This window comes from Micromonospora sp. NPDC023869 (genome assembly GCF_055559695.1).
In genome coordinates, this window is the sequence record NZ_JBVHKD010000004.1 from 143,854 (window position 1) to 156,538 (window position 12,685).

General features: G+C 70.4%; 12 protein-coding genes. 5 read left to right on the forward strand and 7 right to left on the reverse strand.

Annotation, left to right across the window (positions count from 1 at the left end; translation table 11 throughout):
* Positions 1 to 175: 175 nt before the first annotated feature.
* Complete coding sequence (locus tag ACZ31C_RS14030; RefSeq protein ID WP_465795603.1) at positions 176 to 1,162, reverse strand: XdhC family protein; 987 nt, start codon at positions 1,160 to 1,162, stop codon at positions 176 to 178.
* 118 nt (positions 1,163 to 1,280) lie between these two features.
* Here ACZ31C_RS14030 and ACZ31C_RS14035 point away from each other — a divergent pair, with 118 nt between their 5' ends.
* From ACZ31C_RS14035 to metK, 3 genes are all read left to right on the forward strand, one after another.
* Positions 1,281 to 1,817, forward strand: a complete 537-nt coding sequence (locus ACZ31C_RS14035; RefSeq protein WP_465795604.1) for a (2Fe-2S)-binding protein — start codon at positions 1,281 to 1,283, stop codon at positions 1,815 to 1,817.
* Positions 1,814 to 2,803, forward strand: a complete 990-nt coding sequence (locus tag ACZ31C_RS14040; RefSeq protein WP_465795605.1) for an FAD binding domain-containing protein — start codon at positions 1,814 to 1,816, stop codon at positions 2,801 to 2,803. The genes ACZ31C_RS14035 and ACZ31C_RS14040 overlap by 4 nt, the downstream gene beginning before the upstream one ends.
* Before the next feature lie 220 nt (positions 2,804 to 3,023).
* Positions 3,024 to 4,217 (forward strand): methionine adenosyltransferase, encoded by a 1,194-nt coding sequence (metK, locus tag ACZ31C_RS14045; protein WP_465795606.1) that lies wholly within the window; start codon positions 3,024 to 3,026, stop codon positions 4,215 to 4,217.
* Positions 4,218 to 4,325: 108 nt separating this feature from the next.
* Here metK and ACZ31C_RS14050 read toward each other — a convergent pair whose 3' ends face one another.
* From ACZ31C_RS14050 to ACZ31C_RS14065, 4 genes are all read right to left on the reverse strand, one after another.
* Complete coding sequence (locus ACZ31C_RS14050; protein ID WP_465795607.1) at positions 4,326 to 5,426, reverse strand: hypothetical protein; 1,101 nt, start codon at positions 5,424 to 5,426, stop codon at positions 4,326 to 4,328.
* A 165-nt stretch (positions 5,427 to 5,591) separates the two neighbouring features.
* Positions 5,592 to 7,673, reverse strand: coding sequence for a xanthine dehydrogenase family protein molybdopterin-binding subunit (locus ACZ31C_RS14055; RefSeq protein WP_465795608.1), 2,082 nt, complete (start codon positions 7,671 to 7,673; stop codon positions 5,592 to 5,594).
* A gap of 102 nt (positions 7,674 to 7,775) precedes the next feature.
* A complete protein-coding gene (locus ACZ31C_RS14060; protein ID WP_465795943.1) occupies positions 7,776 to 9,464 on the reverse strand; it encodes a bifunctional 3'-5' exonuclease/DNA polymerase in 1,689 nt (562 codons plus the stop codon).
* 41 nt (positions 9,465 to 9,505) lie between these two features.
* The gene (locus tag ACZ31C_RS14065) at positions 9,506 to 9,904 is read right to left on the reverse strand and encodes a VOC family protein (RefSeq protein WP_465795944.1); all 399 of its coding nucleotides are present in this window, start codon (positions 9,902 to 9,904) and stop codon (positions 9,506 to 9,508) included.
* A gap of 114 nt (positions 9,905 to 10,018) precedes the next feature.
* Here ACZ31C_RS14065 and ACZ31C_RS14070 point away from each other — a divergent pair, with 114 nt between their 5' ends.
* Both ACZ31C_RS14070 and ACZ31C_RS14075 read left to right on the forward strand, forming a co-directional pair.
* Positions 10,019 to 10,276, forward strand: a complete 258-nt coding sequence (locus tag ACZ31C_RS14070) for a type II toxin-antitoxin system Phd/YefM family antitoxin (RefSeq protein WP_465795609.1) — start codon at positions 10,019 to 10,021, stop codon at positions 10,274 to 10,276.
* Positions 10,273 to 10,647, forward strand: coding sequence for a type II toxin-antitoxin system VapC family toxin (locus tag ACZ31C_RS14075; protein WP_465795610.1), 375 nt, complete (start codon positions 10,273 to 10,275; stop codon positions 10,645 to 10,647). The genes ACZ31C_RS14070 and ACZ31C_RS14075 overlap by 4 nt, the downstream gene beginning before the upstream one ends.
* A gap of 87 nt (positions 10,648 to 10,734) precedes the next feature.
* Here the strand turns inward: ACZ31C_RS14075 and ACZ31C_RS14080 are convergent, their stop codons facing one another.
* A complete protein-coding gene (locus ACZ31C_RS14080; protein WP_396743245.1) occupies positions 10,735 to 11,697 on the reverse strand; it encodes a carbohydrate ABC transporter permease in 963 nt (320 codons plus the stop codon).
* 13 nt (positions 11,698 to 11,710) lie between these two features.
* On the reverse strand, positions 11,711 to 12,652 hold the full coding sequence (locus tag ACZ31C_RS14085; RefSeq protein WP_131055513.1) for a carbohydrate ABC transporter permease: 942 nt from the start codon (positions 12,650 to 12,652) through the stop codon (positions 11,711 to 11,713).
* Between the last annotated feature and the right edge of the window lie 33 nt (positions 12,653 to 12,685).

Below are 12,685 nucleotides of genomic sequence, written 5' to 3' on the forward strand. Positions count from 1 at the left end.
TGTGGGACCGGGTGAGCACCGTGGCGCTGTCCGTCCCGTCCGACGCACATCGTTTGCAACGACCACGGACGGAGGAGAGTGGCGGGGCAAATCGGATAAAGTAGGTAACAAGCTCATCCTTCGGTGCGCGTCGGACGTATGCCGCACCCGCCGACCCGATCCCTGACGGATCGACTCAGCCCGGCACCGGCAACGCGCCACCGACCCGGATGGGGCCGTACGCGTCCCGCAACCGGCCGCCCGTACGCCGGTTGGCCACCGCCACCACCTCGGCCAGCATGGACAGCGCGGTCTGAGCCAGCGAGTCCCCGCCGAGATCCAGGCCCGCCGGTCCGGCGAGCCGGTCGAGACCGGCGAGACCACCCAACCGGGCCAACCGTCGCGCATGCGTCTCCCGGCTCCCCAGCACCCCCACATGACCGGCCCGGCCGGACAACGCGGCGCGGATCGCGCGATCGTCGATGCGCGGGTCGTGGGTCAGCACCAGCACCGCGTCGCGAGGCCCGACCGGGGCAGCGGACAGCCACCGGTCGGGCCAGTCGCAGACCACGTCGTCGGCCGCCGGCACCCGCTCCCGATGGGCGTACGCGGGTCGCGGGTCGACCACCGTCACCCGGTAGCCCATCGGCACGGCCAGCGCGGCCACCGCGGCGGCCAGGTCCGTCGCACCGACCAGCACCAGGAGCGGGCCGGGACGCCATTGCTCGACGAAGCACTCCTCGTCGGCGGGCAGCCCGTCCCGGCTCGCCGCGACCGACCAGTCGAACGGCTCCCGCAACGCGACGGCCACCGCCAGCGGACGGCGCGCGGCCAACGCGGCACCGATGGTCGCGTACACCGCGCCGGAGGGCGCCGGCGCGATCAGCACCCCCAACTCGGCGACGCAGGCGGGCGCGGCCTCCCAGGGCATCAACTCCGCGCCGGGGGTGACCGCCGTCAGGCGGGGGCGGGCACCGTCGAGCACCGCGCGGGCCTCCGCCAGCAGGGCCCCCTCCACGCAGCCACCGGAGACCGAGCCGGCCCAACCGCCGTCGGCGGCGACCGCCATGGTGGCGCCCAGCGGCCGGGAGCCGGGACCGGTCCGCCGCACCAGCCGGGCCAGCACGACCCGCTGCCCGGCCGCGTACCGTCGCTCGACGAACGGCCACACCTCCGCCAACATCCGCGACACCTCCCAGACGTCGTTGCGTACCTTTTTATCGCTTTCAACGACTTTGGACGTTACGGATCCGTTTAATAGCGTTAACTCGCCGGCCCACGATCCTCCGGGGAACGACCGCATGGACACCGAGATCACACTCCGCGTGGACGGCGCCGACCACCGGCTCACCGTCGACACCCGCACCACCCTGCTCGACGCGCTGCGCGAACGACTGGGCAATACCAGCCCCAAGAAGGGCTGCGACCACGGCCAGTGCGGCGCCTGCACCGTGCTGCTCGACGGCCGACGCGCCAACAGCTGCCTCGCGCTGGCGGTGGCCCACGACGGCGTCGAGGTGATCACCGCCGCCGGACTCGCCCGCGACGGTCGACTCCACCCCGTGCAGCAGAGCTTCATCGACCACGACGCCTTCCAGTGCGGCTACTGCACCCCGGGACAGATCGTCTCGGCGGTCGCCATGCTCGCCGAGGCGGCATCCGGGTGGCCCAGCGCGGTCACCGTACGCGACCCGGACCGCACCGACCCGGCCGCGCACGGACCGGTCGACCTCACCGCCGACCCCGACGAGATCCGGGAACGGATGAGCGGCAACCTCTGCCGCTGCGCCGCGTACGCGAACATGATCCCGGCGATCCAGGAGGTGGCCCGGTCATGAGGCCCTTCCGGTACGCGCGCGCCACCGACCTGGCCGGCGCGGTCGCCCTGCTGGCCCGCTCACCACAGGCGGCCTTTCTCGGCGGCGGCACCAACCTGGTGGACCTGATGAAGCTCGACGTGGCCCGCCCCGATCTCCTGATCGACCTGCGGGACGTCACCTCCCGGAGCGTCACGGAGCTGCCCGACGGCGGCATCCGCATCGGCGCCGGCGTCTCCAACAGCGACCTGGCCGCCGACCCGGTGATCCGGCGTCGCTACCCGGTCGTCGCGCAGGCCCTGCTCAACGGCGCCTCCACCCAGTTGCGCAACCTCGCCACAGTGGGCGGGAACCTGTTGCAACGCACCCGCTGCCCCTACTTCCAGGACGTCACCACGGCGTGCAACAAGCGCGACCCGGGCACCGGCTGCTCCGCTGTCGAGGGACACCACCGCGACCTGGCGATCCTGGGCGTCTCCCCGGAGTGCATCGCCACCCACCCGTCGGACCTGGCCGTGGCGCTGGCCGCGATGGACGCCCTGGTGCAGACCACCGGGCCGGACGGCAGCCGCACCATCCCGCTGACCGAGCTACACCGACTGCCCGGATCGACGCCTCAGAGGGACACGGTGCTGGCCCACGGGGAACTGATCACCGCCGTCGACCTGCCTCCGCTGCCCTTCGCCGCCCGCTCCTACTATCGCAAGATCCGCGACCGGGCCTCGTACGCGTTCGCCCTGGTCTCCGTCGCCGCCGCGCTCGACCTGACCGACGGACGCATCCGCGACGTCCGGATCGCGCTGGGCGGCGTCGCGCACCGGCCGTGGCGGGCCACCCGCGCCGAGGACCTGCTGCGCGGCGGACCGCCCACCGAGGACAGACTGCGCCGGGCCGCGGAGGCCGAGCTCGCCGACGCACGACCGCTGCCGGAGAGCGCCTTCAAGGTGCCGCTGGCCCGCAACGCCGTCGTGCGTACGCTGCTGGACCTGGCCGCGACGGGCCGGTAGGCGACGGGCCGATCCCGCGCACCGTCGCCGGGGCTTAGAACGACCTCGACCTTTCGTCAAGGGGGTCGGCCGGCTGTCACACTCCCTCGTGGTGTCCGCAGCCGCGTTCCCGAACACATGGACTCGCCGCCACCGGTTGTCGCATGGCAGGCTGCCATGAAGGGGTGATTCCACGGAACGCCCTATCCACTGACCCCGTCTCGCTCTGGGAAGGACAAGCGTGTCACGCCGCCTCTTTACGTCCGAATCGGTCACGGAAGGCCACCCGGACAAGATCGCTGACCAGATCAGTGACGGCATTCTCGATGCCCTGCTCACTCAGGATCCGCACAGTCGTGTGGCGGTGGAGACCCTGATCACGACTGGTCAGGTGCACGTGGCGGGTGAGGTGACGACGAAGGCGTACGCCGACATCCCGTCGATCGTCCGGGAGACGATTCTGGGGATCGGCTACGACTCGTCGAAGAAGGGTTTCGACGGGGCGTCGTGTGGGGTGAGTGTGTCGATTGGGGCGCAGTCGCCGGATATTGCGCAGGGTGTGGATAACGCCTTCGAGTTGCGGACGGGTTCGTCGGAGTCGGCGTTGGATGCGCAGGGTGCCGGTGATCAGGGGATGATGTTTGGTTTTGCGTGTTCGGAGACGCCGGAGTTGATGCCGTTGCCGATCGCGTTGGCGCATCGGTTGGCGCGTCGGTTGTCGGCGGTGCGGAAGGACGGCACGGTGCCGTATCTGCGTCCGGATGGTAAGACGCAGGTGACGATCGAGTACGAGGGTCTGCGTCCGGTTCGGTTGAACACGGTGGTGGTGTCGAGTCAGCATGCTGCGGACATCTCCCTGGAGTCGTTGTTGACTCCGGATGTGCGGGAGCATGTGATCGGGCCGGAGTTGGAGAGTCTGGGGTTGGATGTCGAGGGGTATCGGTTGTTGGTGAATCCGACGGGCCGGTTTGAGATCGGTGGTCCGATGGGTGATGCGGGGTTGACGGGTCGGAAGATCATTGTGGATACCTATGGTGGGTATGCGCGGCATGGTGGTGGGGCGTTTTCGGGTAAGGATCCGTCGAAGGTGGATCGGTCGGCGGCGTATGCGATGCGGTGGGTGGCGAAGAACGTGGTGGCGGCAGGGTTGGCGGAGCGGTGTGAGGTGCAGGTGGCGTATGCGATTGGTAAGGCGCATCCGGTGAGTTTGTTCGTGGAGACGTTCGGTACGGAGACGGTGCCGGTGGCGTCGATCGAGAAGGCGGTGTCGGAGGTGTTCGATCTGCGTCCGGCGGCGATCATTCGGGATCTGCATCTGTTGCGGCCGATCTATGGGCAGACTGCGGCGTATGGGCATTTCGGTCGGGAGTTGCCGGACCTGACGTGGGAGAACACGGACCGGGCCGCCGACCTCAAGTCGGCCGCAGGAGCCTGACGACACGCACGACCGGCGGGTCGGCCGCCCACGCCGCCGACCCGCCGCGCACCACCCACCCGCGCCTCACCTGCCACACCCACCGACGCCGCGCGTGCACAGCGGAATTCAGGAACGTCGACCGGCCAGCCGAAGACGGCGCTTGACGCCACCGGCGGCTCGCGCCTTGAGCCGCGACAGCATCTCGTCGGCCTGGCCCTCGGCCCGCCGACCGAGAGAATCGGCGTGTCCGAGCATGCCGACGATCGTCTCGATCGCCACGTCGAGCAACTGCCCGTCGTCCAATTCGTCGGGACTGACCGTCCGCTCCATCCCGGTCGGCCGCAACTCGTCCAGATCACCGACCACGGTGCACGGGTAGTCCCGGATCTCCGCGATCTGCTGCTCGGCGAGGTCGCACACCCACCCGGCCCGGTCCAGTCCGACACTGAACCGCAGCGTGTTGGCGCGCCCCTTGAGCACCGCGTCGACCAGGTGCCGCTGCACCACCTTCTGGTACGGCGTACGCAGCGGATACCTGTCACCCAACGCCTGGTTGACCCGGCGCAGCACCTCGCTCTCCGCGGCACCCAGAGAGGGATTCGACGTCGGCGCGGTCAGTTCGCACAGGCCGTCCGGGATGCCCAGCACCCCGGCGAAGCGGCGCCAGAGCAGGTCACGCGGTGCACCGGGCGGCGGCACGACCACCAGGTGCCGCTGCTGCGCCGGCACCAGATCACCCCAGCGGCGCAGCATCCGGGGCGCGGTGTAATTGTCCCAGAAAGTGTCGAACCGGCCCGCCTCGACCGCCCGGAGGAAGGCGTCGAAGCGCCAAGTGCTACGTGCCCGGATGCTCTGCTGCCAGGTCGACGGGAACGTCCGCCACAGATCCCGCCCGGCCGCGATGACGTGCACCTCGGCGGGTTGCAGGCTCTCGATCGCCCGAGCCGCCTGCGCACCGGTCGCCGCACCCAGCCCCTCGTTACTGATGATGACGTCGCCGGACCACCGGCGTGCCTTCTCGGCCAGCCGGTCCCAGGTCCAGTACACCTCGGCGTCGCGCCAGTGCGCCGCGCGCAGATCCGCCATCGCCTGGTCGTGCGCCACCGCGCTGCCCGGCAGCAGGATCCCGGCCTTGCGCAACACGTTCTGGTTGCTCCAGAGCACGTTCTGCACGAAGGTGCTGCCCGTCTTCGGCGCACCGATGTGCACATAGACGCGTCTGGCCATTCCGCCTCCCCGGCATCGTCACCTCCCCGACCGGAGTGGTCAAGTTGGAGGCACCAGGGTGGCACACCGAAAGCGTGGAAGAAACCGCAGGTGAGAGACGGTCAGCGGGCCCTTTTCCACAATGCCCGACAACCGAAATCAGAGTGAACTCTGCGCGACGCGACCTCAGCCGACGAGCAGTTTGTCCAGGGTCACCGGGAGCTCCCGGACGCGTACCCCGGTGGCGTGATGCACGGCGTTGGCGATCGCGGCGGCGGCACCGACCATGCCGATCTCCCCGGCCCCCTTGATGCCCAGCGGATTGACCGCGACGTCGGCGTCCGGCACCCAGTACGCCCGCACCGCCGGCACGTCGGCGTTGCTGCTGACGTGGTAACCGGCCAGGTCGTGGTTGGCCCAGGTGCCGTACCGGTGGTCGAACGCGCCCACCTCGTGCAGCGCCATCGACAGGCCCATCGTCATCCCGCCGATCAACTGGCTGCGCAGCGTGCTCGGGTTGACCACCCGGCCGACCGCGAAGACCCCGAGCTGCCGCAGCACCCGCACCTCGCCGGTCTCCTGGTCCACCCGGACCTCGGCGAACTGCGCCCCATAGGCGAAGCGCGGCAGCGTCGGCTGCGCCGCGACCTCCTCCTCGGTGCTCACCTCGACGAGCAACCCTCCCGCCGGCACCGGACCGGAGGCCGCGCCGAGCCGGTCACACAACCGCTCGCAGGCCCGCAGCACGGCCCAACTCCACGAGGTCAGTCCCATCGACCCACCGGCCACGTCCGCCGCCGGCAGGGCGCTGTCACCCACCTCGATCCGGACCCGGTCCGGCGGTGCGCCGAGCGCGTCCACGGCCACCTGCCACAACGCGGTCCGCGCGCCGGTGCCGATGTCGGTGGCGTTGATCCGTACCTCGAAACTGCCGTCGGGAAGGGCGGCGGCCGACGCGGCGGCCGGCCGGACCCGGGCGGGATAGGTGCAGCCGGCCACCCCGGTGCCGAACAGCCACCGGCCGGACCGCCGGGCCCGGGGCGTCGGGTCCCGCGGGGCCCAGTCGAACCGGCGCGCCCCGTCGGTCAGGCAGGCGGCCAGATTCCGGCTGGTGAACGGCTGCCCGCTCGCCGGATCGACCGGAGTGTCGTTGCGCAGGCGCAGCTCGACCGGGTCGACCCGGCAGGCCGACGCCAACTCGTCCAGCGCCGACTCCAGCGCGAACGAACCGGGAGTGAACCCGGGCGCCCGCATCCAGAACGGCGTGGGCACGTCCAGCCGGATCACCCGGTGCGTGGACCGCAGGTGGGGCGCGGCGTACATGTGGCGGGTGTAGACGGCGGTCTGCTCGGCGAACTCCGTCATCTGCGAGGTCTGACTCAGCGCGTCATGGCCGACGGCGACGAGTCGCCCGTCCCGGTCAGCGCCGAGCCGGATCCGTTGAATGGTCGGGGTCCGGTAGCCGACCGGGCCGAACGTCTGCTGACGGGTCAGCGCCAGCCGGACCGGCCGGTCGACGTGCCGCGCCGCCATCGCGGCCAGCACCGTCTGCACCTTGACGTAGAGCTTGCCGCCGAAACCGCCACCGACGTGTCGACTGATCGTCCGGACCGACTCCGGCGGCAGCCCGAACAGCCGGGCCAGCACGTCCCGGACCGGCCCGGAGCCCTGACTGGAGTCGTGCACCACCAGGCACCCGTCGCGCCACTGCGCGGTCGACGCGTGCGGCTCCATCGGGCTGTTGTGGTAGGACGGCGTGCGGTAGGTGAGGTCCAGCCGCACCTCGGCGGCGTCGAAGCCGGCGTCGAAGTCACCGGTGAGGACGTCGGTCGGGTAGCTCGGGTTCACATGGTCGGGCCGATAGAAGCCGTCGTCCCCGGCGGTCAGCCGGGTGTGGTGCGGCTGCACGTCGTAGCGGAGACGGACCAGCCCCGCCGCCTCCCGGGCCGCCTCCGAGGTCTGCGCCACCACCAGCGCGACGGCCTGCCCCCGGAAGTACACCGACGGATCCTGGAGGCGGAACACCTCCGCGTCGACCCCGGGGACCAGACGGGGCGCGTTGCCGTGGTGCAGCACCGCCAACACCCCGTCGACCGCCAGCGCCGCCGTGGTGTCCACCTCGGCGACGGTCCCCCGCGCGACCGTCGCCGGCACCAGCCACGCGTACGCCACACCATCCGCCGGGTACTCCGTCGCGTACCGGGCGCCACCGGTCACCTTGTCGTACGCCTCCAGCCGGGTGTGCCGCCGCCCGACGGCCGCGCTCACCGGCGAGCCCCGTCGACCCGCACCCACCCCGAACTGCGCATAACACCCACCATAGGCGTCATCAGGACGTCGACGGCCCCGATCCGGTCAGCCGAACGCCGCTCACGCCGCGTCGGCGTAACACTCCACCACCGACAGGTCCAACGGGAACCGCACCGCAGTCTCGCCGAACAACAGCGCGGTGGCCCGCCGCCCGGCCCGGTCGACCGCTTCGGCGACCCGCTCGGCCTGCGCGGCCGGGCAGTGCACGATCACCTCGTCGTGCTGGAAGAAGACCAACTCCGCATCGAAGTCGACCAACTCGCCCCGCAACACCGCGAGCAGCGTCGAGGCCCACTCGGCGGCGGTCGCCTGGATGACGAAGTTGCGGGTGAACCGCCCCCGGGACCGGGCCGCCCGAGCCCGGGGCGACTGCGGGTCACCGGCCTCGTCCGGGTCGGCCGGCCCGTCGTCACCCGCGCCGAACCCGGCCGTTCCCGGCGGACAGGTACGCCCCAACCACGACCGCACCAGGCCACCCGCCTCACCGGTGCGGGCCGCCGCCTCCACGTGGCCGAAGGCGGTCGGATAGTTGCGCCGCAGCACCGCCAAAGCCGGCACCGCCGCGCCACCGGTCTGCCCGTACATCGCCCCCAGCAGGGCGAGCTTGGCCCGGCCCCGGTCGCCGCCGAACGCGTCCCGGGCCAACGCGGCGTACAGGTCACCGGTGGCACCGGCCGCCGCGAGCCGGGCGTCACCGGAGACCGCCGCCAGCACCCGCGGCTCCAACTGCCCCGCGTCGGCCACCACGAACCGCCACCCCGGGTCGGCCACCACCGCACGGCGGATCACCTTCGGGATCTGCAACGCGCCACCACCCCGGGTCGCCCATCGGCCCGACACCACCCCGCCGGGGACGTACTCCGGCTGGAACCGCCCCTCGCGGACCCACGCGTCCCGCCAGGCCCGCCCGTGTGCCGTCCAAATCCGGTAGAGCTCTTTGTACTCCAGCACCAGCGGCACCGCCGGATGGTCCACCCCGCGCAACACCCAGGCCCGGGTGTTCGGCAGCTCCACCCCGGCCCGCGCGAACGCCCGCAACAGCTCCGCCGGGCTGTCCGCGTGCACCTGCCGTACGCCGAACGCCTCGGCGATCCGCGCGGCCAACTCGGCCAGCCGACGGGGCGGCCCGCCCACCGGTGACGGCTCCCCGAGCAGCTCGGTCAGGATCGCGTCGTGCACGTCGGCGCGCCAGGGCAGGCCGGCCGCCCCCATCTCGGGCCCGATCAGCGCACCCGCCGACTCGGCCGCCACCAACAGCCGGAACCGCCCCGGTGCCTCGGTCGCCGCGATCCGGTCGAGCTGGTCGGCGTACACCCCGGTCAACGCCGTGATGCCCGGACCCGGCGGCCCGGGCACGGCGTCGAAGAGCGCGCCCTGCCCGCCGCCCGGCGGGGCTGTCGCGCGCGGTGGCGGATCGGCCGGCACCGGCGCGCCGGTCAACCGCGCCCACGCCGCCGCCAGCGCCCGGGGCTCACCGAAGCGGCCGGCGTAACCGAGCAGCAGCGCCTCGGTCAGCTCCACGTCGTGGCAGCGCGCGACCCGGACCCCGGCCCGCAGCAGCGCCGGATAGAGGGTGGCGCCGCAGGCCCAGACCCAGCGCGGCGAGTCGGCCCGCTCCCGGGCGCCCACTGCGGCGGCCAGGTCGGCGACCGTTTCCGGCGGCCCCACGGCGGTGCCGGCGGGGTCGAGGGGTTGCAGCACTCCCCCGCCCCGCTCGTCGGGCACCACCGCCACCAGCACGAACAGCATTCTTCCGCTCGGGTGCGACAACCCGGCGGGCAGGAGCAGAGTCAGTCGGCGTTCGACCACGAACGTTGGGACACCACGAGGCGGTAGCCGTCGGGGTCCTCGACGGTGACCCCCCACCGGTCCCAGTAGGCGCCCTGGGAGACCCGGCGGCCACCGGCGGATTCGAGTCGGGAGACGAGTGCCTCGTCGGGGACTTCACCGAGATAGATCACGAGCAGGTCCTCGGGGCCCGGTGTCGGTCGTACCGCCAGGTGCGGGCCGCCGACCAGTTCCAGGTGCCAGGAGGCTTCCGGCCAGCCCAGCATGATCAGGTCGTGCTCGCCGGGATCGCCCTGTCCTCGCCAGAGCACGTGCAGGCCGAGACCGTCGCGATAGAAGCGCTCCGCGACGGCGAGGTCACGGGACGGTCGGGCGATCCGGATGCTGGCGGCAGGGTCGATCACGGTTGCTCCCTCGGTGGACCGAGAGGACATCGTGCAACCTCAACCGAAGTCGAGGTCAAGTTCCTCGACCGGGGCATCCGAGTGGACTAACCTGTTAGCCAAGGAGGTCAGATGGGAAGCGAGGCTGCCGCCCAGTTCAACATCCACGAGGCGAAGACGAACCTGTCGCGGATCATCGAGCGCGTCGAGCACGGCGAGGAGATAGTGATCAGCCGAGCCGGCCAGCCGGTCGCGAAGGTCATCCCACTCGTGCGACGGGTCAATCGCACCGCACGCGGGTCCCTGCGCGGCAGGGTGGTGCTCTCGGACGACTGGGACTCCCCTGAGGTGAACGACCGCATCTCGGACGACTTCGGGACGACAGCGTGACGCTCTTGCTCGACACTCACGTCGTCATCTGGTGGTTGACCGACGATCCGAGCCTGTCGTCAGAGATCACGGACCGCCTGGATCACGAGCCGGAGGTCTACGTCAGCGCCGCCACGATCTGGGAGATCGCCATCAAACAGGCGATCGGCAAGATCAAAGAGCCGGCGAACCTACCTGAACTCGTTCGCGACAGCGGTTTCCGGCACCTGCCCATCATCGCTGACCACGCGGTCGTGGCCGGTCGACTTCCCGGCATCCACCGTGATCCGTTCGACCGGATGCTGGTGGCTCAGGCCCAGTGCGAGAAATTGGTCCTGGCGACACGCGACTCTGTCGTGCAGAAGTACGACGTACCGGTGCTGGCTGTCTGAGCGGAGCTGGTGCACGGGACCAGGCGCCGGCCATCCCAGGCCGCCGTCCCACCCCCGACCGGTGGGCCGGGGGCGGGACGGTAGGCGTTACTTGCTGACGCCGGCGGTGAGGCCGGACTGCACCTGGCGCTGGAAGACGATATAGACGATCAACACCGGCAGCATCGCCATCGTCACCCCGGCGAACAGGCCGGACCAGTCGGAGCGGTAGCCCTGGTTGACCGAGAGCTCGATCAGGCCCTGGGAGATGACCTGGTTCTTCGGCTCACCGGCCACCGACTGCATGAGCAGGGTCGGCAGGTACCACTGGTTCCACTGGCCGAGAACGTTGAAGATGCCGATGCTGATCAGGCCAGGCTTGGCCATCGGCAGCATCACGCTGAAGAACAGCCGGCTGTGCGACGCCCCGTCGACCATGCCCGCCTCCGCGATCGCATTGGGCAGCGTCCGGAAGAACGAGTGCATGAAGAAGACGGTGAACGCCAGCGACCACGCCACGTAGACCAGGATCAGCATCAGGTGCTTGTTCGGGCCGAGGAACGGCAGCACCACACCGGTGTTGTAGACGCCCTTGAACAGCGGCACCGCGGCGAGGTAGATCGGCAGGGTCAGGCCGGACAGGAACATGTAGTAGATCAGCCGGTTGCCGGGGAACTCGTAGCGGGCGAGCACGTAGGCGGCCATCGAGCCGAGCAGCATGGTGAGGAAGACGCTGCCGGTCAACACCAGCACGGTGTTGAGGAAGAACTCGCCGATGTGGCCCTCGGTCCAGGCCCGGGCGAAGTTGTCCCACTGCAGTTGCTCGGGGATGAGCGACAGCGGCTTGCGGATCACCTCCGAGTCGGTCTTGAGCGCCGACATCACCACCCACAGCAGCGGGTAGACCACCATGATCGCCCAGACGGCGAGGAACAGGTGCGAGAAGCCGTTGAAGAACCGTGCCCCGGCACGACCGCCACCGACGGCGGCGCGGTCGGCCGGCGTACGCCCCGGCGGCGGGGCCTGGTCGGGCCCGGCCTGGCCACCCGGGGTGTGGGTCACCGTGCTCATCGTCCAGGTCTCCTCAGTACTCGATCCGCTCACGACGGGTGATCCGGAGCTGGAGCGCGGCCAGCAGGATCGTGAAGATCGCCAGCGCCACGCCCATGGCGCAGGCGTAGCCGAACTGGCCCTTCTGGAAGGCGGTGAAGTTCAGCACCGACGCGAAGATCTCGCTGGCGTGGTTGGGTCCGCCCTGGCTGGGGGTCATCACGAAGACCAGGGCGTACATGTCCAGGGCGATGAAGCCCAGGTAGACCCAGGCCACCGAGACGGTGTCCCGCAGCAGCGGCAGGGTGATCCGGAAGAAGGTGTGGAAGCGTCCCGCGCCGTCGAGGATGGCCGCCTCGTAGACGTCCTTCGGGATCGACTGCATGGCCGCCGAGAACAGCACCATGTAGAAACCGGCGCCGCTCCAGACCGCGATCAGCAACAGCCACCACAACACCGCCGGTACGCCGAGGAAGGGCTCCGGGTCGTACATGAAGGTGATCGGGTCTTCCTCGCTGACCAGCCCGATCTTCATCAGGAGGCCGTTGATCAGGCCCTGGCTGTCGGCGCGGTAGATCTGTTGCCACATCACCGCGATGACGACCAGGGACAGCACCTGCGGGAAGAAGAAGATCACCTTGTAGAACCCGGAGCCGAAGACGCCCCGGATGCCGGCCTTGTCCTCGCGTCCGCCCACGTTGAGCAGGAACGCGAGGAACAGGGCCAGCGCGATGGTGAACAGCGGCACGGTGATCAGGAAGAAGACGTTGTGCCAGAAGGCCTTCCTGATCAGCTCGTCGGAGAACAGCCGGATGTAGTTGTCCAGCCCGACGAACTGCTGCCTGTCGGAGTAGCCTCCCCAGTCGGTCAGCGAGTACCCGGCGGCCTGCAGAAATGGCCACACCACGTAGAAGACGTAGAGGCCGACCGGCAGTGCCAGGAAACCCGTGACGAAACGGCCAACACCGTGCCGCATGTCTCTCACTTCCTCGTTCGGTTGGGTCCGACG